We start from the raw sequence: 18521 nt of genomic DNA, 5'->3' as shown, positions 1-18521 counted from the left end.
GTGCGCGGCCGCCTTCCGGCAGGGGGTCCCGGAGGGGCGTCAGGGCTGGAGGCCGCCGAGCCTGCCCTCGAGGAGGACGAGCAGTTCGGCGAGGGTGTCCGCGAGCTCGGCCTGGCGGTCGTCGCCCAGCCCGCCCAGCAGGGCCTGCTCGTAGCCGAGCTGGAGGGGGATGAGCCGGTCGATGAGCTCCTCGCCGGCGCGGGTCAGGGAGAGGTGCGCCACCCGCCGGTCACGGTCGTCGGGGCGCCGGGCGACCAGCTCCCGGCCCTCCAGGACCCGTAGCCGTTTGGTGACGGCCGCACCGGAAGCGAAGGTCTCCCGCGCGATCTGCCCCGGGGTCAGCTCCCGGCCCGTACGCCGCAGGGTGCCCAGGATGTCGAACTCCGCCCGGGTCAGCCCCTCCCGTACCAGCGGGGCGTCCGTCGCCTGCTGCAGCAGGGCGGCGCAGCGGTTGAGCCGGCCGATGACGGCCATCGGCGCGGTGTCGAGTCCGGGGTGGACCTGCTGCCACTGGCGCAGCACGCGCGCGACGATGTCCTCGGCCACAGTGTCGGTCCTCTCCGGTGGGTGTTCTCCGTAGATTCTGCCGTGACCGGTTCCGGGGGGACCCACTGGAGTGCGCCCCGCGTTCAGGCGGCGGTCGCGGAAGCCGCCTCCCGTCCCGCCGGCGCGGACAGGATCCGCCGGCCCTCGTGTTCTTCCCGGGCCACGCGGTCCCCGGGGAGGGTGCGCTGCCACCATTCGCCGGCCGCGACGTCCGCGGCTTCGCGCAGTTCCAGCAGGGCCGCCGCGAGCCGGTCCCGGGCGCGGGCCACCTCCTCGTCGGGCGCCTGCCCGGGCGGGGCGGCCGCGACCGCGCCGCGCGCGGCCTCGGCGTGCGCGAGGGCGGCGTCGACCCGGTCGGCCGCGCGCCGGTTGGTGACCAGGGCGCAGACCAGCAGGCCCGTGGCGGCGCCGACGAGGGTGTCGGTCCAGCGGTCGGCGACGAGCCCGCCAGCGGGGTGCGCCCCGGCGAACTCGCCCAGCAGCAGGGCCATCGGCGTCACGCACAGGCTGCCCAGCCAGTAGTTCCGCGCCATGAACGCCTCGGCGCCTATCTGCAGGGCGAGGGCGAGGACCACCAGAGCGAGCCCGCCCGTCCGGGCGAGGGGCAGCAGCGCGGTGAAGAGCAGCAGGCCCAGGAGGTTGCCCAGGACGCGCTGCACTGCCCGCTGCCAGGAGAGCGTGGTGTTGGCCTGGAAGACGGCGGCGGCCGTGACGACCGCCCAGTACGGGTGGGCGCTGCCGAGCGCCAGCGAGACCCAGCCCGCGAGGGTGCCCCCGACCGCGACGCGGACCCCCACGGGCAGCAGCGGGGAGCCGGGGCGCAGCTGTGCCAGGGCGCCGGGGGCCGGGCGGGGGCCGGCGGCGGGCGGGCGCCGGCGGACGAGCGCGGGAGTCATGCAGATCAGCCAGGCCAGCGCACCGGAGCCCAGGACGAGGCCGAGGTGGCCGGGAACCTCGCCGGGCCGCTGCGGCACGAAGAACGCCGTCGACGTGACGAACGTCAGCACGATGCTGCCGGGCGGCCCGATCCTGCTCGCGTCGCACGCCACCTTCTGGACCGCCGCCACCAGCGAGGCGAGCAGGACCAGCAGCGGGGCGGACGCGACGAGGGCGGCGCAGCCCAGCGCCACCCCCACGCCGGCGACCGCGCCCAGCACGACCAGGGCGAGGGTTCGGGCGCGCACGGCGTACGGCCGGCTGTGGCCGTACAGCGCGCAGAGCGCCCCGGCGGCGGTGTAGAGGGCCAGGTCCAGGCGGTCGAGGGCGAGCAGCGTGACATCGGCCGTCGCCATCGCGGCCGCCGCGCTGAACGCCGGCCACGGCCAGCCGGGCGCCGCCGGCCTCAGGCGCAGCAGGCCGCGCAGCGGCAAGGGCAGAGGCCGGGGCCGGGGAGAGGAGGGCTTCGCCATGCAGTGAGATTAACAGGTGTTTTACTGGTGAAGGATATCCCCCTGGAGGACCTTCGCCCGGCAGTCGGCCGGGCTTCCCCAGGCCGAGCGCAGCGCCCGGGCCTTGCCGATCCACAGCGACAGGTCGTACTCGGACGTGTAGCCGATCGCCCCGTGGACCTGCAGCGCGGTACGGGCCGTCGCGTACGCGGCCTCGCAGGCGGCCGCCTTCGCCGCCGCCACCTCCGCCGCGGCCCCCGGCGCGCCCGTGGCCAGCGCCACGCCGGCGGCGTCCAGCAGGGGCCGGGCGAACTCCAGGTCGACGAGCGCGTCCGCGAGGCGGTGCTTGACCGCCTGGAACGAGCCGATGGGCCGGCCGAACTGGACGCGCCGGCGGGCATGGGCGACGGTCCGGTCGAGCAGGGCGAGACCCACGCCGAGCGCCTGCGCGGCGGTCGCGAGCGCCGCCCAGTCGGCGGCCCGCGCGGCTGCTTCCCGCACCGCGGGCCCGGCGGCCAGCGGCTCTCCGCCCGGGCGGGGCGGGGCGAGGCGTCGCGCGGGGTCGAGCGAACGCCGCACCGGGCCGTGGCCGGAGGCCAGGCGCAGCTCGTCATCGGCGCCCACCACGAAGAGGGCGTCCGCGGCGTCCGCGTCCAGCGCGTACGGGCCCGCGGCCGGCGCCGCCAGCGTCACCAGCGCCCGCCCCTCGCACATGCGCGGCACCCACGCTCGCGCGGGCGCCGCCTCGCCCGACTCGGCGAGGCACGCCAGCAGGACCGTGACCGCCACCGTCTCCACCAGGGGGCCGGGAACGCAGTGGCGGCCCCACTCGACGCAGGCGACGGCCAGTTCCACCGGCAACGCGCCCACCCCGCCGAGGGCCTCCGGCGCCGCCGTCGCGAAGACGCCCGCCTCCGCCGCGCGCTGCCACAGCGCCAGCCCGAGGCCGTGCTCGCCGCGCGCCCAGGCCCGCGCCACCGAGGGGGTGTCGGAGGCGGCGAACATCCGCCGCAGCACCCGCCCGAAGGCCACCTGCTCGGCATCCGGCACGAACCTCATCCCCGCCGCCCCTTCGGGAGATCGAGCAGTCGCTCCGCGATGACGTCGCGCTGGATCTCGTTGGTGCCCGCGTAGATCGGCCCGGCGAGGGCGAACGTCCATCCGTCCGCCCAGCCACGGTCCGCGCCGGCCGCATCACCCGCGCCGCCCGAGTCGCCCATGTCGCCCGAGTCGCCCATGTCGCCCGTGCCGCCCGTGTCGTCCGCGAGTTCGCCGTCCGGCCCCAGCAGGTCCAGCGCCGTCTCGTGCAGGGCGAGGTCGAGCTCGGACCAGAAGACCTTGGTGAGGCTGGACCGGGCGCCGCCCGAACCCCCGGCCGCGCCGCGCGCGGCCTGCGTGTAGCCGTACAACTGGTAGGCCCGGGCGCGGATCACGGCGTCCGCGACCCGGTCGCGCAGCGCGGTGTCACCGGGGTCGGCGGCCGAGCGCCACAGCGCGGCGAGCCGCCGGGCCGCGGCCGTGAAGCGGCCGGGGCTGCGCAGGGTCAGCCCGCGCTCCTCTCCGGCCGTGCTCATCGCGACGCGCCAGCCGTGGCCGGGCTCGCCGACGACGTCCGCGTCGGGCACGAAGACGTCGTCGAGGAAGATCTCCGCGAACGCCGGCCGCCCGTCGAGACGGCCGACGGGCCGGACGCTCACCCCGTCCGCGTCGAGCGGGAACATCGCGTAGGTCAGCCCCTGGTGCGGCCGGTCCGCGCCCGGGTGGCTGCGGAACAGCCCGAAGGCGCGGTCCGCGAAGGCGGCCCGCGAGGACCAGGTCTTCTGTCCGGCGAGCAGCCAGCCGCCCTCGGTGCGTACGGCGGTGGACCGCAGGGAGGCCAGGTCGGAGCCCGCCTCCGGCTCCGACCACGCCTGCGCCCAGACGGTCTCCCCGCTCGCCATGGAGGGCAGGAGACGGGCGCGCTGCTCGTCCGTGCCGTGCGCGAAGAGCGTGGGGGCCAGCAGGTGGATGCCGTTCTGGGAGACGCGGGCCGGGGCGCCGGCCGCGTAGTACTCCTCCTCGAAGACCAGCCACTGCAGCAGCGAGGCGTCCCGTCCCCCGAAGCGGTACGGCCAGGAGACCACCGACCAGCGGCCCTCGTCGAGCATCCGCTCCCACGCCCGGTGCTCGGCGAAGCCCTGCCGGGTCTCGAGCGAGGCGAGCGGGGTGCGGGGCACGTGGTCCGCCAGCCAAGCGCGGGCCTCCGCGCGAAGCGCCCTCTCCTCCGGGCCGAAGTCGAGGTCCATCAGGCGTCCTTCATGGCGCGCACGTCCATCCCGCCCAGCGGGTCCGCGGACGTCTCCGCGTTGTGCGCGTGCGCCAGGTGGTGCAGCCCGAAGACGGAGTCCAGGCCGGCGTGCAGGCCCTGCAGGTCCTCGGCCTGGTTGACGGCCCGCTTGGCGAGCGCGAGGCCCATGCGGGGCATGCGCGCCACCCGCCGCGCCAAGTCCTCGGTCGCAAGGGTGAGTTCCTCGCGCGGCACGAGGCGGTTGACCATGCCCACCTCGTGGGCGCGCCGTGCGCTCATCCGGTCGCCGGTGTAGAGGAACTCCTTCGCCACGCGCGGCGGCATCACCCACGGATGGGCGAAGTACTCGACGCCGGGTATGCCCATGCGGACGACCGGGTCGGCGAAGAAGGCGTCCTCGCTCGCCACGATCAGATCGCACACCCAGGCCAGCATCAACCCGCCCGCCACACAGGCCCCTTGAACGCTCGCCAGCACCGGCTTGGGCAGCTCGCGCCAGCGCCGGCACATGCCGAGGTAGACCTCGGACTCGCGGGCGAACCGCTGCTCCGCGCCCTCCTTGTCCGAGTGGTCCCACCACAGGCCCGCGCGGCGCTCGAACGGCAGGTGGGCGTCGCGGCGCGGGGTGCCGATGTCGTGGCCGGCGGAGAAGTGCTCGCCCGCCCCGGCGAGCACGATCACCTTGACCTCGTCGTCGTCGGCCGCCCGGTAGAAGGCCCGGTCCAGGGCGTAAGTCATCGCCGAATTCTGGGCGTTGCGGTAATCCGGCCGGTTCATGGTGATCCACGCGAGGGGGGCGCGCCGCTCGTAGAGGACCGTTGCGTCAGGGGTCATCGGACATCCTTCCCTAACAAGTGTTTGGTAGGTTAGCGTGGGGTCATGAGCAGCGTCGAGGGTTCCGGCCCCCCGCCCTACGTCCCCGCTCACGACCTGCTGTCCGGCCGCGGCGCCGTCATCACCGCCGCCGCGGGAACCGGCATCGGCGGCGCCACGGCCCGCCGCTTCCTCGAAGAAGGCGCGAGCGTCGTCCTCGGCGATGCCCACGCGCGACGCCTCGAGCACAACGTCGCCGCCCTCGCCCGCGAGTTCGGCGAGCGGCGGGTGGCCGGAGTGCCGTGCGACGTCACCGACGACACCCAGATCGCCGCTCTGCTCGACCTCGCCGAAGCCCGCCACGGCACCCTCGACATCCTCGTCAACAACGCCGGCCTCGGCGGCACCGCCGAACTCGCCGACATGAGCGACGACCAGTGGCACAAGGTCGTCGACACCACACTGAACGGCACCTTCCGCTGCACCCGCGCCGCCCTGCGCCGCATGCGGGCGAGCGGCACCGGCGGAGTCGTCGTCAACAACGCCTCCGTCCTCGGCTGGCGCGCCCAGCGCGGCCAGGCCCACTACGCCGCGGCCAAGGCCGGCGTCATGGCCCTCACCCGCTGCGCGGCGCTCGAGGCCGCGGCCTACGGCGTGCGGGTCAACGCCGTCTCGCCCAGCCTCGCCGCCCACCCGCACCTGGCCACGGTCACCACGCCCGAGCTGCTCGCCGAGCTGGCCGGGCGCGAGGCGTTCGGACGGGCCGCCGAGCCCTGGGAGGTCGCCAATGTCATCGTCTTCCTCGCCAGCGGCTACTCCTCGTACATGACCGGCGAGACCGTCGCCGTCAGCAGCCAGCGCGCGTGAGGGGCGGCGCGCGTGACCGAGAATGAAGCCGTGCCGATCAGCAAGAAGACCACCACCGACAGGCCGGCGCCCGCGCGGCGCGGCGAACTGCTCGCCACGGCGGCCGAAGTGTTCGCCGAGCAGGGCTACAGCGCCACCACCGTCCGCCGGATCGCCGACGAGGCGGGCATGCTCGCCGGCAGCCTCTACTACCACTTCGACTCCAAGGAGTCGATGCTGGACGAGATCCTCTCCACCTTCCTGGACGAGCTGTGGGAGGGCTACGACGCCGTCGTCGCCGCCCGCCTCGGACCCCGCGCGACCATCGAGGCCCTGGTCACCGAGTCCTTCCGGGAGATCGACCGGCACCGCGCCGCCGTCGCCGTCTACCAGAAGGAGTCCCGGCACCTCGTCGACCACCCGCGCTTCGCCTACCTCGCCGAATCCCAGGAGAAGTTCGAGCGGCTGTGGCTGGGCACCCTCGAGCGCGGCACGGCCGAGCGCGCCTTCCGCGCCGACCTCGACGTCCGGCTCACCTACCGCTTCCTGCGCGACACGGTGTGGGTGGCGGCCTCCTGGTACCGGCCGCACGGGGCCCACAGCCCGGAGGAGATCGCCCGTCAGTATCTGTCCATGGTCCTGGACGGCATCGCCGTACGGGACTGACGAACCGCGGGAGCAGCCATGGCCGAGGCCTACATCGTCGAAGCGGTACGCACCCCCGTCGGCCGGCGCGGCGGCGCACTCGCCGCCGTCCACCCCGCCGACCTCGGCGCGCACGTCATCGCCGCGCTGATGGAGCGCACGGGCGTCGACCCGGCCGCCGTGGACGACGTGGTCCTCGGCTGCCTCGACACCGTCGGGCCCCAGGCCGGTGACATCGCCCGCACCAGCTGGCTGGCCGCCGGGCTCCCCGAGCACGTACCCGGCGTCACCGTCGACCGCCAGTGCGGCTCCGGCCAGCAGGCCGTCCACTTCGCCGCGCAGGCCGTGCTCTCCGGCACCCAGGACCTCGTCGTGGCGGGCGGCACCCAGAACATGTCGCAGATCCCCATCGGCTACGCCTTCCAGCGCGCCACCGAGCCGCTGGGGCTGACCCGGGGCCCGTTCGCCGGCTCGCAGGGCTGGCGGGCCCGCTACGCCGACCGGCCCGTCAGCCAGTTCCACGGCGCCGAGCTGATCGCCGACCGGTGGGGGATCTCCCGCGAGGACATGGAGCGGTACGCGCTGGGCTCCCACCACCGTGCGCTGCGCGCCATCGACGAGGGCCGCTTCGGCCGCGAGATCGTCGCCTACGACGACGTGAGCACCGACGAAGGGCCGCGCCGGGACACCTCCCTGGCCAAGATGGCCGCCCTCGCGCCGGTCGTGCCGGGCGGCCGGCTGACGGCCGCCGTCTCCTCGCAGGTCTCGGACGGCGCCGCGGCCCTGCTGATCGCCGGCGAACGGGCCGTGCGCGACCACGGCCTCACCCCCCGCGCCCGCGTCCACCACCTGTCGGCGCGCGGCGAGGACCCCATCCTCATGCTGACCGCCCCCATCCCGGCCACGGCGTACGCTCTCCGACGGGCCGGGCTCACGCTCGACGCCATCGACCTGGTGGAGATCAACGAGGCGTTCGCGCCGGTGGTCCTGGCCTGGCTCACGGAGACCGGGGCCGATCCGGAGCGCGTCAACGTCAACGGCGGCGCGATCGCGCTCGGCCACCCCCTGGGGGCGACCGGAGCGAAGCTGATGACGACGCTGCTGTACGAACTGGAGCGCACGGGAGGGCGTTACGGCCTGCAGGTGATGTGCGAGGGCGGCGGACAGGCGAACGTCACGATCGTCGAACGGCTGTGACCGCCCCCGTGGCCCCCGCGCCGCGCGCTAGGCGGTGCGCCGTCCCAGGTCCCGCAGGACGTCGTCCGCCTCCGCCATGATCCGCGCGACCAGCTCGGCGCAGGACGGCAGGTCCTCGATAACGCCCGCCACCTGCCCGGCGGCCATCACCCCCAGGTCCGTACGGCCGTCCACCATGGCGGCCTTCAGCAGCATCGGCGTGTTCGCGGCCATCAGCACCTGGGCCCAGGTCATCTCCCCGCCCTGCCGCATGGCCAGCCCGTCCCGCAGCAGCCGCGGCCAGCCCATGCCCGACAGCTTCCGGAAGGACGCCGCGTGCCGCAGCGCCCGTACGAGCGCGCCGGCGCGGCCCGCCCGCTCGAGGCCGGTGACGAAGGGCGTGCGCAGCATCCGGTGGGGCAGGCCGTCGACGCGGTCGGTGACGGTGATGTCCCGCACCGACGCCGCGAGGTAGGCGGCTTTGACCGCCGCCGGCACCGTGCTGTCGGAGGTGAGCAGGAAGCGGGTGCCCATGGCGACGCCCGCGGCGCCGTAGGCGAGGGCGGCGACCAGACCCCGGCCGTCGTGGAAGCCGCCCGCCGCGACGACCGGGATGCCGACCGCGTCGACGACCTGCGGCAGCAGCACCGAGGTGGCGACCTGCCCGGTGTGACCGCCGCCCTCGCCGCCCTGCACGAGAACCGCGTCCGCGCCCCAGGCCGCGACCTTCTCGGCGTGCCGCCGGGCGCCGACGGACGGGACGACCACGACACCGGCGTCCTTGAGGCGGGCGATCAGTTCGCGCGAGGGGGCCAGGGCGAAGGAGGCCACCCGCACCCCCTCCGCCACGATGATCGCCGCGCGCTCGGCGGCGTCGCCCGCGTCGGCGCGCAGATTGACCCCGAAGGGCCGGTCCGTACGGGACTTCACCTCCCTGACCGCCGCCCGCAGCTGCCCGGGCGTCATGGTCGCCGAGCCCAGGACGCCGAGGGCGCCCGCCTCGGCCGCGGCGCTCACCAGCCGGGGCCCGGCGACCCAGCCCATCCCCGTCTGCACCAGGGGGTGACGGACGCCCACCAGGTCGGTGAGCGCCGTCCTCATGCCCGCACCTCGCCCTCGCGCAGCCCCGCCGGGTCGAGGACCTCGCGGATCAGGCGCAGCTCGGCGTCCGTGGGAGCGCGGGTGACCGGGACGGCGGCGGGGACGGTGAGGGGGAAGCCGGTGGCCGCCCGGACCTCCCCGGCGGTGACACCGGGGTGCAGGGACCGCACGCGCATCACGTGGTCGGGCGTCTCGAAGTCCAGCACCGCGAGGTCGGTGACCACCCGCGGGATGCGGTGGAAGCGCGTCGCGGCCGGCCCGGCGGCGGCCGCCCGGTCGTACCCGACGCCGCAGACCATGTCGACGCGCTCGACCAGGACCCGGGGCGAGTGCCGGGGGATCCAGTAACTGGTGGGGTTGTTGAGGGTGTTGACGGGGGCGCCGCGGACGCCCAGCAGCTGGCGGGCGGGCCGTTTCCAGTCGCCGACGCAGCTGATGTTCTGGTTGCCGTACCGGTCGAGCTGGCTCGCGCCCATCATGACGTGCCGCCTGCCGCCGGTGACCAGCGCCAGGTGGCGGCGGTAGGGCAGCCAGCCCTCGGCCACCGCGGGCGCCGTGCCCAGCGGCGGCACGTCGGCCATCAGTGTCGCCTCGCCGTCCGTCAGCAGCAGCTCCGGCGCGAAGGTCAGCCGCGCCAGCCGCGCGCCGATCGTGGGCACCACCCCCATCGGGCTCGCCAGGATCTCGCCGTCCCCGCGCCACGCCTCCGCGCACGCCACGACGCACGTCTCGGCCCTGCTCGCCCCGGCCGTGCCGCTCATACGCCCTCCCGGACCGAGGCCGCGACGGCGGCCCGGTAGTCGTCCTCGTCGCCGGACAGGAAGCGCCCGGTGAACCTCCGCCACGCCTGCGGATCGGCGGCGGCCCGGGCGTACGCCGCCTGGAAGGCCTCGTCCCGTTCGTAGTCCGGTGCGCAGGAGGTGAAGTGCGCGCCGCCCGGCGCCTCGACGACACCGGTGACGCAGCTGCGCTGCACCAGCAGCGTCTGCGGTCCGCCGAGGGAGGCGAACTCCTCGGTGTCGACGACGCGTTCGCAGGAGACGTACGCCTCCCGCGCGGCCTCGCAGAACAGGTCGTCGAAGTACGGGTCCGGGCCCAGGTACTGGGCGTTGCCGCGGCGGTCCGCCCGGTTGAGGTGGACCAGGGCCGCGTCGAGGGTGAGCGCCGGCACGGCGACCAGCTCCTCCCCGTCCCCGTAAGGGGAGGTGACGGTCCGCAGACCGGGGTTGACCCTCATCACGTCCGACCCCAGCCCGGCCCGTACGGGCAGGAACGGCAGCCGGTGCGCGGCGGCCGTCAGCCCCCACATGAACATCGCCTCGTCCAGCTCCATCAGCTCCAGCTCGCCACGCTCGCGGGCCGCCCGGAAGTGCGGTTCGAGGGGGATCGAGTCGAGGGTGGCGAAGGCCGCGACGAGCTTGCGTATCCTCCCGGCCGCCGCCAGCAGCCCGACGTCGGGGCCGCCGTAGGAGACCACGGTCAGGTCGGTCAGGCCGGAGCGCAGGAGAGCCCGTACGAGCGCCATCGGCTTGCGGCGCGAGCCCCAGCCGCCGATGCCTATCGTCATGCCGCTCTCCAGCCGCGACACGGCCTCGTCGGCGGTCATCGTCTTGTCGGTGCTCACGGCCGCTCCTTCGCGACGAACGCCTCGCGCCGGCGGTCGGCCACCCCGCTGAGGTTCGCCTCGAACGTGAAGCCCTGCTCGTAGCGGTAGCTGCGGCGGACGTCGACGGGGTCGATGCCGTTGAGCGCGGCCTTCGCGAGCCGCAGCAGCGAGCCGTCCTTCGCCGCGATCTCCCGCGCCAGGTCCAGCGCCGCCTCCATGAGCGCGTCGCGCGGTACGACCCGCCAGACGGACCCGTGCCGGTGCAGCTCCTGCGCGGTGACGGTGCGGGAGGTGTAGTAGAGGGTGCGCATCAGATGCTGGGGCACGAGCCGGGCGAGGTGCGTGGCGGCGCCCAGCGCCCCCCGGTCCAGCTCGGGGAGGCCGAAGGTGGCGTCGTCGGAGGCGACCACGGCGTCGGCGTTGCCCACGAGACCGATGCCGCCGCCCAGACAGAAGCCGTGCACGGCCGCGACGACGGGGACCGCGCACTCGTAGACGGCGCCGAACGCCTCGGCGCAGCCGTGATTGGCGCCCAGCAGCGCCTGGTGCCCGGGTGCGCGCTGCAACTCCTTGATGTCGACACCGGCGTTGAAGCCGCGCCCGGCGGCCGCGAGCACGACGCAGCGGACCGTCCGGTCCTCGCCCGCCGCGCGCACGGCCTCCGCCAGGGCGTACCAGCCCCGCACGGGAAGGGCGTTGACGGGCGGGAAGTCCACGGTGACGACGGCCAGGCCCGGTTCGGGGTGTGCGGTGGAGACGCCCATCAGCTACCTTTCCACCAAACGTTTGTTAGGTAATGCCGAAGGTAGCAGCGGACTGCTCACCGCGGGAGGCGCGAAATGAGCGGAACTCCCGGACTCGACGGCCGAGTCGCCGTCGTCACCGGCGGAACGCGCGGCGTCGGCGCCGGCATCGCCCGGGCCCTGCTGCGCGCGGGCGCCGACGTGGTGCTCTGCGCCCGAAGACCCCCCGACCGACCGGTCACGGCGCACCCGGGGCAGGGGAGGCCGGCCCGCTTCCTCCCCGTCGACCTGCGCGAGACGGCCGCCGTCGAGGACCTCTTCGACCGGGTCGCGGACGAGTACGGCCGTATCGACACCCTGGTCAACAACGCCGGCGGCACCCCCTTCCGGCTGCTCCACGAGGCGCCGGCCGCCCGCCACGCCCGGGTCATCGAACTGAACCTCCTCGCCCCCCTCACCGCCTCCCTCGCCGCCCACCGCGTCATGCGCGAGCAGCCGTCCGGCGGCTCCATCGTGATGATCGGCAGCGTCAGCGGCACCCGCCCCTCACCCGGCACCGCCGCCTATGGCGCGGCCAAGGCCGGACTGGAGAACCTCGCCCGCACCATGGCCGTCGAATGGGCCCCGGACGTCCGCGTCAACACCCTCGTCCTCGGCATGGTGCGCACCGCGTCGGCCCACCTGCACTACGGCGGCGACGCCGGCGTCGCCGCCGTGGCCCGCACCGTCCCGGCAGGCCGTCTGGCCGAGCCCGACGAGGTCGGGGACGCCGTCGTCTTCCTCGCCTCCGATCGCGCCGCCTACATCACCGGAGCGAGCCTGCTGATCCACGGCGGCGGCGAGCGCCCCGCGTTCCTCGCCGCCGCCGACGTCAACCACCGCCCGAGCCGGGAGCCCTGACATGAACGGAATCTGCACCGGCCGCGTGGCCGTCGTCACCGGCGCCGGCCGGGGCCTCGGCCGGGCCCACGCCCTGGCACTCGCCGCCGAGGGCGCCCGCGTCGTCGTCAACGACCTCGGCACGGGACCCGCCGGCGAGGGGGCCTCGGCGGGCCCCGCCCACGAGGTCGCCGGCGAGATACGCGCCCGGGGCGGCGACGCCGTCCCCCACGTCGGCGACGTCGCCACCACCGAGGGCGCCGCCTCGCTCGTGACCACCGCACTGGAGGCGTACGGCCGCCTCGACGCCCTCGTCAACAACGCCGGCTTCCTGCGCGACCGCATGCTGGTCAACCTCGACGAGGACGAGTGGGACGCGGTCGTCCGCGTCCATCTCAAGGGCCACTTCCTGCCCCTTCGGCACGCCGCCGCACACTGGCGCACGGAAGCCAAGGCGGGCCGGGAGCCCGCCGCACGCGTGGTCAACACCACCTCCGGCGCCGGGCTGCTGGGCAGCGTGGGCCAGGCGAACTACGCCGCCGCCAAGGCCGGAATCGTCGCCCTCACGCTCGTCGCCGCCGCCGAACTGGACCGCTACGGCATCCAGATCAACGCCGTCGCCCCGGCCGCGCGCACCCGCATGACGGAGGGCCCCTTCGGCCCGGCGATGGCCGCACCGACGGACGGCGGCTTCGACGCCATGGCCCCCGCCAACGTCTCCCCACTGGTGACATGGCTCGCCTCCCCGTCCTCCACGGGCATCACCGGCCACGTCTTCGAGGCGGAGGCCGGCCGCATCACCGTGATGGAGGGCTGGCACCCGGGCCCGACAGCCGACAAGTCCGACCGCTGGACCCCGACAGAGGCGGGCCAGGCGGTGCGGGGGCTGCTACGGGGCATGCGGATGCCGAGGCCGGTTTACGGAAAATCCAGCCCGTCCGGCGTTTGAGGACCGGGGTCCGGGGCGGAGCCCCGGTTCGGGAAGGGGCGGGTAGGGGAAAGAAAAAGCCCGCCCCCACCCCGGCGCACCGTCAGGACACCACGTCCTTGCCCCGGAAGTGCCGGAACGCCAGAGCGAACAGCACCAGCGCGTACGCGACCGACACCGCCGCCCCCTTGATCATGCCGCCCCACTCCGCATGCGGCTGAAGCGCGTCCGCCCACGCGTACTGCCAGTGCGCCGGCAGCAGATCCCGCCAATGCCCCAGCGCCGTGACCGCATCCAGTACGTTCCCGACGATGGTCAGCCCCATCGCACCGCCCACCGCCCCCAGCGGCGCATCCGTGACCGTCGACAGCCAGAACGCCAGCGCCGCCGTCACCAGCTGGCTCACGAACACGAAGGCGACGACGACCGCCAGCCGCCCCGTGGCCGTCCCCGCGTCCAGCGAGCCGCCCGTGGGGATCCGCAACGGCCCCCAGCCGTACGCCGCCGTCCCCGCGACCAGCGCCACCAGAGGCAGCAGCACCATCGCCGCGGCGCTGAAGCCCAGCGCGACCGCCAGCTTGCTCAGCAGCAGCCGCGAGCGCGGCACGGGCGCCGCCAGCAGATAGCGCAGCGACGACCAGCTCGCCTCCGAGGCGACGGCGTCACCGCAGAACAGCGCCACCGGCACCACCAGCAGGAACCCCGCCGAGACGAACAGCGCCGTCGCCGCGAAGTTCACCCCGGACGCGGTGGCGGTGTCCATCAGCGTCACCCGCGCGTCACGCCCCGCGGGGTCGCCGCCGATCGCGAAGGCCGCGATCAGCACGAACGGCAGCACGGCCAGCACCGCCCCCATCACCAGCGTGCGGCGCCGCCGCAGCTGTCGTGCCGCCTCCACGCGCAGCGGCAGGGTGTGCCGCGCGCGGTAACCGGGTGCGGATGCCTGCGCCGCGCTCATGCCGAGCCTCCGATCAGGGTCAGGAACGCGTCCTCCAGCCGCCGGTGCGGGCCCACGCTCGCCACCGGGATCTCCAGCCGGACCAGTTCCACCAGCAGTTCCGGCGCGCTCGCGCCGTCGAGCCGCACCAGCAGCCCCTCGTCGGTCGCCACCGCCGAGGCCACGCCGGGCAGCGCGGCGACCTTGTCGACCGTCACCTCCGACAGCCGGCCCTCGACGCCGACCAGCAGCGTGTCGCCCGAGCCCACGATCTCCGCCACCGGACCGGCGCTGACCAGCCGCCCGCGGTCCATGACCACCAGGTGCGTACAGGACTGCTCGACCTCGGCGAGGAGATGGCTGGAGACGATGACGGTACGGCCGGCCGCCGCGTAGCGGATCATCACCTCGCGCATCTCCCGGATCTGCGGCGGGTCCAGGCCGTTGGCCGGTTCGTCCAGGATCAGCAGGTCCGGCAGCCCCAGCATGGCCTGGGCGATCGCCAGGCGCTGCCGCATGCCCTGCGAGTACGTGCGCACGGCCCGGTCCAGCGCGGAGCCCAGCCCCGCGATCTCCAGGGCCTCCTCCAGATGCGCGTCCCCGGCGGGCCGGCCGGTCGCCCGCCAGTACAGGTCCAGGTTGGCCCGCCCGGACAGGTGCGGCAGGAAGCCCGCGCCTTCCACGAACGCGCCGACCCGCGACAGCACCGGCGCACCCGGCCGGATCGCGTGCCCGAAGACCCGGATCTCTCCCGCGTCCGGCCGGATGAGGCCCATGAGCATGCGCAGCGTCGTGGTCTTGCCGGCGCCGTTCGGCCCGAGCAGCCCCAGCACCTGCCCGCGCTCGACCCGGAACGACAGCTCCCGCACGGCGTACCGGTCGGCCGACTTGGCGTACCGCTTGCTCAGGCCGGTGATCTGCAGCGGCACCTCCGCCAGCGCCGGATCCGGGGCGGGCACGGCGGTGCGCCGCCGCCCGGTCAGCAGCACGGCCGCCGCCACGAGCGCGGCCCCGGCCGGAAGTCCCCACGTCCACCACGGCAGCCCGGCCGAACCGGTCCGCACGTCCGGCGCCGTCGGAACGCTCAGGCCGCCGCCGTCCCCGCCGCCGGCGAGGGAGACGGTGTACGTGGCGGGCCGGGCCGGCGAGGCGTAGCCGAGGTCGGTGGCGGCGAGCACCAGCCGCATCCGGTGCCCGGCCTCGAAGGTGTGGTCGATGGCGGGCAGCCGCAGTTCGACGGTCCTGCCGTCTTTGGCGTCGCCGACGCGCACCGGGGTCACCAGCTGACCGGGCAGCACCTGCTGCCCGCCCGGGCCCACGTCGTAGACCTTGGCGAAGAGCACGGCCTCGCCGGAGTCCGAGGCGACCTTCACCTTGGCGGTGGGCGAGCCGGTGACGCGTACGCCCTCGGTGAGCTTGCCGGAGTCGAAACGGGCGTACTGGCCGGGGAAGTCGAGGGACACCCCGAGGCCCAGCCCCGACAGCTGGGAGACCGCGCCGATGCCGGGCACGGCCGAGATGGCCGGCGGCGTCGCACCGGCCGGATTGCCGAACGACTGCTCGCGGCCGGACAGCGCGACCGTACGGGCCTCGTTGCGCAGCCCGGGGTAGCGGCCGGCGGTCGCGGCGCGCATCCGCGCCCTGCCGTCGGTGGTGTCGATGCCACCGGTGCGGCTGACACGGAACGCCGGCCCGGTGCCGGTCTGCTCGTCGCCCTTGAGGTAACGGTCGAACCACGCGCGCGTGCGCCGCTCGACGCGGCCGGCCTCGCTCGAGGTGCCGCTGTCGTGGCCCCCGGAGATCCAGTCGACGGCCACGGGCGCGCCGTTGCGCCGGATGGCATCGGCGGCTGCGTCGGACTGGTCGAGCGGGAACAGCGAGTCGTTCTGCCCCTGGACGAGGAGGGTGGGGACCTTGATGCGGTCCGCGACGGCGGAGGGGCTGCGGCGCTCCAGCAGTGCGCGCGCCGCCGCGTCCGGCCTGCCGGCCACCGCCACCCGCTCGTACATCTCGCACAGGCTCTTCTCGAACCGGCCGCAGCCGGCGCCGGCGGGCGGGGCGGCGGCCTTGCCGTCGGTGCCCGTGGTGGTGGATCCGGTGGAGGTGGGGCCGGTGGTGGTGGAGCCGGTGGTGAAGAAGATTCCGGCCCACAGTTTCTTGAAGACGTCGGCGGGGAAAAGGGCGTCGCCGAGGTTCCAGTAGGTGATCTGCGGGGCGATGGCGTCGACCCGCTTGTCGTGCCCGGCGGCGAGGAGCGCGACGGCGCCTCCGTAGGAGCCGCCCGCGATGCCGACCTTGGGGTCGCCGGCCGCGTCCAGCCGGACCTCGGGGCGCTTGGCGAGCCAGTCGAGGAGCCGGCTCACGTCGGCGACCTCACGGTCCGGGTCGTTGAGCGCGATCCGTCCGCCGGACCGCCCGAAGCCGCGAGCCGACCAGGTCAGCACCGCATAGCCGGAACGGGCCAGCTCCTCGGCCTGGTCCCGCAGGTCGTCCTTGCTGCCGCCGAAGCCGTGCGCGAGCAGCACGGCCGGCCTGCGGTCCCCGGCGGGCCCGGAGGTGAAGAAGGAGGTGTCGACGCGGACGGTGTCCCGGCCGTCCGGCGCCTCGGGCATGGAGATCAGCCGGTCCTCGCGGTGCACGGGTGGATCGCCGCCGGTGGCCGAGGCCACGGTCCAGGTGCCGGCACCGGCGAGCACGGCGACGGCGGCCGTGGCGGCGAGCAGCCGCCGCCCGCGTGGCCGGGGGAAACGCAGCTTCATGTTCGAATGCTAAGCGGAGCCGGTTTCCATCTGAGCGGCCGCCGGCACGTCGCCCGTGGGGGGCGTCGGGTCAGTCGGGTCAGGAGTCCGCCATGTCGGCGAGCTTGGTGACGGTGTTCCAGTTGCGGGCGGTGCCCGCCGATCCCAGGCGCCGCTCGGTGAGCACCTTGGCCAGCTTCGAATCCCGGATGCCCGCCGCGCAGTGCAGGTACACCTCGCGCTCGCCCAGGGCGAACTCCTCCGGCGCGTACGCCGCCGGGTCGAGGTCCGCGACGGCGGCCGGATCGACGGGCTCCGCGAGGAAGGTCACCAGGAACCGTGCGGGGTCGACGTCCTGCCCGGCGAACGGATTGGCGTCAACGACGCGTCGGATCTCACTCGATTCACGGACGAGACAGGTGACCGAGAACCCGAGCGCCTCTTCGACGGCCCGCTCCAGTCCGGCGGCGAGCGACGCGCCGTCGGCGTCCGGATGGGTGAACACCGCGTTGCCGCTGTTGAGGTGGGTACGGACCGCCTCGCAGCCCATGCCGGTCAAAAGCTCCCGGAGGGTCTGCATGGGGACGCGCTTCTTGCCGCCCACGTTGATGCCGCGCAGTAATGCCACGTACGTTGTCACACCTCCACCCTAATATGACGTGCATCACACCGCCTTGAGGGGGGATCAGATGATGCACATGGCTTGCCGACGGGTGCGACGCAGGGGCGAGGCGTGGGTGAGGCCGAGATGGATCCTGCTGGTGCTCGCCCTCCTGCTGCCGCTGCCCCTGCTGGGCACGACCCGGACAGCGGGCGCGGCCCCGGCCCCGGCCCGGGCGTCCACCGGTTCCGCCCACGTGGCCTGGGAGGTCCGGTCCGGCGACCGCATGCTCGACCTCGCCGTCTCCTCCCCGAGCACGGGCGCCCCCGTCAAGTGGGTGCGGCTCCTGCTGCCCAGGAACTGGTCCAAGGACGCCACCCGCACCTGGCCGGTGCTCTGGCTGCTGCACGGCGGTGGCGGCAACCACAAGGACTGGACCGAGAACACCCACGTCGAGGAGCTCACCGCCGGCCGGGACGTCATCGTCGTCATGCCGGAGACCAGCGCCTGCAGCGGCTACAGCGACTGGTGGAACCACGGAGAGGGCGGCGCCCCCGCCTGGGAGACCTACCTGCTCGACGAGGTGCGCCCCCTGCTCGAGAAGGGCTACCGGGCCGGCACGACCCGCGCGATCGCCGGGCTGTCCATGGGCGGCCTGGGCGCCCTGAAGTTCACCGCCGCCCACCCGGGCGTGTTCCGCGCCGCCGCCGCGTACAGCGGCGCCGTCAATCCCCTCTTCAAGTCGCCGGACGGCGGATTCGACGGCCCTGACGCGGTCAAGATCGGCGGCGTCGCCTGCGTGACGGACTGGAAGCGGCTGTGGGGCGAGCCCGGTTACCCCTTCGACACCGACGACCCCACCGACCTGCGCCAGCAGCGCCTGTGGCAGCGCAACAGCCCCCTGCACCAGTCCGCCGCACTCGCCGGCACCCCCCTCTACCTCTCCTACGGCGACGGCACCGACAGCGGCACGGGCTGGAAGTGGGGCGACCCGCCCCCCTCCACCACCCGCTGCGTCGACCCGCCCACGCACGGCACGGAGCCGGTCGAACGCGTCATCCACGGCATGAACCAACAACTGCGCACCCGCCTGGCCGAGCTCCACATCCCGGCCACGGTCTGCGCCCACAAGGGCGTGCACACATGGCCGTACTGGGAACGCGAGCTGGTGGCGTCGTTCCCGATGCTGATGGGGGCGCTGGGAATTTCCAGCCCGTCCGGCGTTTGAGGACCGGGGTCCGGGGCGGAGCCCCGGTTACGGGAAGGGGCGGGGTGGGGGAAGGCCCC

General features: G+C 74.7%; 18 protein-coding genes. 6 read left to right on the top strand and 12 right to left on the bottom strand.

Going from position 1 to position 18521, the window contains the following annotated elements:
- Positions 1-39: 39 nt before the first annotated feature.
- The 5 genes from AB0G59_RS25150 to AB0G59_RS25130 all read right to left on the bottom strand — a co-directional run bounded on the left by AB0G59_RS25150 (position 40) and on the right by AB0G59_RS25130 (position 5055).
- A complete protein-coding gene (locus AB0G59_RS25150) occupies positions 40-546 on the bottom strand; it encodes a MarR family transcriptional regulator (protein ID WP_360915726.1) in 507 nt (168 codons plus the stop codon).
- Between the two features lie 83 nt (positions 547-629).
- Complete coding sequence (locus AB0G59_RS25145; RefSeq protein WP_360915723.1) at positions 630-1955, bottom strand: FUSC family protein; 1326 nt, start codon at positions 1953-1955, stop codon at positions 630-632.
- A gap of 21 nt (positions 1956-1976) precedes the next feature.
- A complete protein-coding gene (locus AB0G59_RS25140) occupies positions 1977-2993 on the bottom strand; it encodes an acyl-CoA dehydrogenase family protein (protein ID WP_360915720.1) in 1017 nt (338 codons plus the stop codon).
- The gene (locus AB0G59_RS25135) at positions 2990-4219 is read right to left on the bottom strand and encodes an acyl-CoA dehydrogenase family protein (RefSeq protein WP_360915717.1); all 1230 of its coding nucleotides are present in this window, start codon (positions 4217-4219) and stop codon (positions 2990-2992) included. Before AB0G59_RS25135 ends, AB0G59_RS25140 begins: the two co-directional genes overlap by 4 nt.
- Positions 4219-5055: an enoyl-CoA hydratase gene (locus AB0G59_RS25130; protein ID WP_360915714.1), complete on the bottom strand. Its 837-nt coding sequence runs from the start codon at positions 5053-5055 to the stop codon at positions 4219-4221. The genes AB0G59_RS25135 and AB0G59_RS25130 overlap by 1 nt, the downstream gene beginning before the upstream one ends.
- Before the next feature lie 45 nt (positions 5056-5100).
- Between AB0G59_RS25130 and AB0G59_RS25125 the strand changes: the two genes are divergently transcribed.
- The 3 genes from AB0G59_RS25125 to AB0G59_RS25115 are packed head-to-tail and all read left to right on the top strand — an operon-like array spanning position 5101 to position 7722.
- Positions 5101-5901: an SDR family oxidoreductase gene (locus AB0G59_RS25125; RefSeq protein ID WP_360915711.1), complete on the top strand. Its 801-nt coding sequence runs from the start codon at positions 5101-5103 to the stop codon at positions 5899-5901.
- Positions 5902-5931: 30 nt separating this feature from the next.
- Positions 5932-6546, top strand: coding sequence for a TetR/AcrR family transcriptional regulator (locus AB0G59_RS25120; protein ID WP_360915767.1), 615 nt, complete (start codon positions 5932-5934; stop codon positions 6544-6546).
- Between the two features lie 18 nt (positions 6547-6564).
- Positions 6565-7722, top strand: a complete 1158-nt coding sequence (locus tag AB0G59_RS25115; protein ID WP_360915709.1) for an acetyl-CoA C-acetyltransferase — start codon at positions 6565-6567, stop codon at positions 7720-7722.
- Positions 7723-7749: 27 nt separating this feature from the next.
- Here AB0G59_RS25115 and AB0G59_RS25110 read toward each other — a convergent pair whose 3' ends face one another.
- From AB0G59_RS25110 to AB0G59_RS25095, 4 genes are read right to left on the bottom strand one after another with little or no spacing between them, the layout of a single operon-like run.
- Positions 7750-8802 (bottom strand): nitronate monooxygenase, encoded by a 1053-nt coding sequence (locus AB0G59_RS25110; RefSeq protein WP_360915706.1) that lies wholly within the window; start codon positions 8800-8802, stop codon positions 7750-7752.
- Positions 8799-9563, bottom strand: coding sequence for a CoA-transferase (locus AB0G59_RS25105; RefSeq protein ID WP_360915703.1), 765 nt, complete (start codon positions 9561-9563; stop codon positions 8799-8801). The genes AB0G59_RS25110 and AB0G59_RS25105 overlap by 4 nt, the downstream gene beginning before the upstream one ends.
- Positions 9560-10408, bottom strand: a complete 849-nt coding sequence (locus tag AB0G59_RS25100; protein ID WP_360915764.1) for a CoA-transferase — start codon at positions 10406-10408, stop codon at positions 9560-9562. The genes AB0G59_RS25105 and AB0G59_RS25100 overlap by 4 nt, the downstream gene beginning before the upstream one ends.
- A gap of 14 nt (positions 10409-10422) precedes the next feature.
- A complete protein-coding gene (locus AB0G59_RS25095) occupies positions 10423-11172 on the bottom strand; it encodes an enoyl-CoA hydratase family protein (RefSeq protein ID WP_360915700.1) in 750 nt (249 codons plus the stop codon).
- A 75-nt stretch (positions 11173-11247) separates the two neighbouring features.
- Here AB0G59_RS25095 and AB0G59_RS25090 point away from each other — a divergent pair, with 75 nt between their 5' ends.
- Both AB0G59_RS25090 and AB0G59_RS25085 read left to right on the top strand, forming a co-directional pair.
- Entirely contained in the window at positions 11248-12051 is an 804-nt protein-coding gene (locus AB0G59_RS25090; RefSeq protein WP_360915698.1) for an SDR family oxidoreductase, read from the top strand.
- Position 12052: 1 nt separating this feature from the next.
- On the top strand, positions 12053-12979 hold the full coding sequence (locus AB0G59_RS25085; protein ID WP_360915695.1) for an SDR family oxidoreductase: 927 nt from the start codon (positions 12053-12055) through the stop codon (positions 12977-12979).
- A gap of 82 nt (positions 12980-13061) precedes the next feature.
- Here AB0G59_RS25085 and AB0G59_RS25080 read toward each other — a convergent pair whose 3' ends face one another.
- From AB0G59_RS25080 to AB0G59_RS25070, 3 genes are all read right to left on the bottom strand, one after another.
- Positions 13062-13916 carry an ABC transporter permease subunit gene (locus AB0G59_RS25080; protein WP_360915692.1) on the bottom strand — a complete coding sequence of 285 codons (855 nt, stop codon included), beginning with the start codon at positions 13914-13916 and terminating at the stop codon, positions 13062-13064.
- Positions 13913-16654: an alpha/beta fold hydrolase gene (locus tag AB0G59_RS25075; RefSeq protein ID WP_360915689.1), complete on the bottom strand. Its 2742-nt coding sequence runs from the start codon at positions 16652-16654 to the stop codon at positions 13913-13915. Before AB0G59_RS25075 ends, AB0G59_RS25080 begins: the two co-directional genes overlap by 4 nt.
- Positions 16655-16733: 79 nt before the next feature.
- The gene (locus tag AB0G59_RS25070) at positions 16734-17261 is read right to left on the bottom strand and encodes a DUF1697 domain-containing protein (RefSeq protein WP_360915686.1); all 528 of its coding nucleotides are present in this window, start codon (positions 17259-17261) and stop codon (positions 16734-16736) included.
- A gap of 109 nt (positions 17262-17370) precedes the next feature.
- Here AB0G59_RS25070 and AB0G59_RS25065 point away from each other — a divergent pair, with 109 nt between their 5' ends.
- Complete coding sequence (locus tag AB0G59_RS25065) at positions 17371-18462, top strand: alpha/beta hydrolase family protein (protein WP_360915684.1); 1092 nt, start codon at positions 17371-17373, stop codon at positions 18460-18462.
- Positions 18463-18521 lie beyond the last annotated feature (59 nt).

Origin of the sequence: Streptomyces sp. NPDC021096 (assembly GCF_040641275.1) — a bacterium.
GTDB lineage: Bacteria > Actinomycetota > Actinomycetes > Streptomycetales > Streptomycetaceae > Streptomyces.
This window is presented reverse-complemented; position numbering and strand designations above follow the sequence as displayed.

Excerpts from the sequence above, each read along its gene's own strand:
- AB0G59_RS25145 (WP_360915723.1), bottom strand. The coding sequence starts at position 1,955 with ATGGCGAAGCCCTCCTCTCCCCGGCCCCGGCCTCTGCCCTTGCCGCTG.
- AB0G59_RS25140 (WP_360915720.1), bottom strand. The coding sequence starts at position 2,993 with ATGAGGTTCGTGCCGGATGCCGAGCAGGTGGCCTTCGGGCGGGTGCTG.
- AB0G59_RS25135 (WP_360915717.1), bottom strand. The coding sequence starts at position 4,219 with ATGGACCTCGACTTCGGCCCGGAGGAGAGGGCGCTTCGCGCGGAGGCC.
- AB0G59_RS25130 (WP_360915714.1), bottom strand. The coding sequence starts at position 5,055 with ATGACCCCTGACGCAACGGTCCTCTACGAGCGGCGCGCCCCCCTCGCG.
- AB0G59_RS25125 (WP_360915711.1), top strand. The coding sequence starts at position 5,101 with ATGAGCAGCGTCGAGGGTTCCGGCCCCCCGCCCTACGTCCCCGCTCAC.
- AB0G59_RS25115 (WP_360915709.1), top strand. The coding sequence starts at position 6,565 with ATGGCCGAGGCCTACATCGTCGAAGCGGTACGCACCCCCGTCGGCCGG.
- AB0G59_RS25110 (WP_360915706.1), bottom strand. The coding sequence starts at position 8,802 with ATGAGGACGGCGCTCACCGACCTGGTGGGCGTCCGTCACCCCCTGGTG.
- AB0G59_RS25105 (WP_360915703.1), bottom strand. The coding sequence starts at position 9,563 with ATGAGCGGCACGGCCGGGGCGAGCAGGGCCGAGACGTGCGTCGTGGCG.
- AB0G59_RS25100 (WP_360915764.1), bottom strand. The coding sequence starts at position 10,408 with ATGACCGCCGACGAGGCCGTGTCGCGGCTGGAGAGCGGCATGACGATA.
- AB0G59_RS25095 (WP_360915700.1), bottom strand. The coding sequence starts at position 11,172 with ATGGGCGTCTCCACCGCACACCCCGAACCGGGCCTGGCCGTCGTCACC.
- AB0G59_RS25090 (WP_360915698.1), top strand. The coding sequence starts at position 11,248 with ATGAGCGGAACTCCCGGACTCGACGGCCGAGTCGCCGTCGTCACCGGC.
- AB0G59_RS25085 (WP_360915695.1), top strand. The coding sequence starts at position 12,053 with ATGAACGGAATCTGCACCGGCCGCGTGGCCGTCGTCACCGGCGCCGGC.
- AB0G59_RS25080 (WP_360915692.1), bottom strand. The coding sequence starts at position 13,916 with ATGAGCGCGGCGCAGGCATCCGCACCCGGTTACCGCGCGCGGCACACC.
- AB0G59_RS25075 (WP_360915689.1), bottom strand. The coding sequence starts at position 16,654 with ATGAAGCTGCGTTTCCCCCGGCCACGCGGGCGGCGGCTGCTCGCCGCC.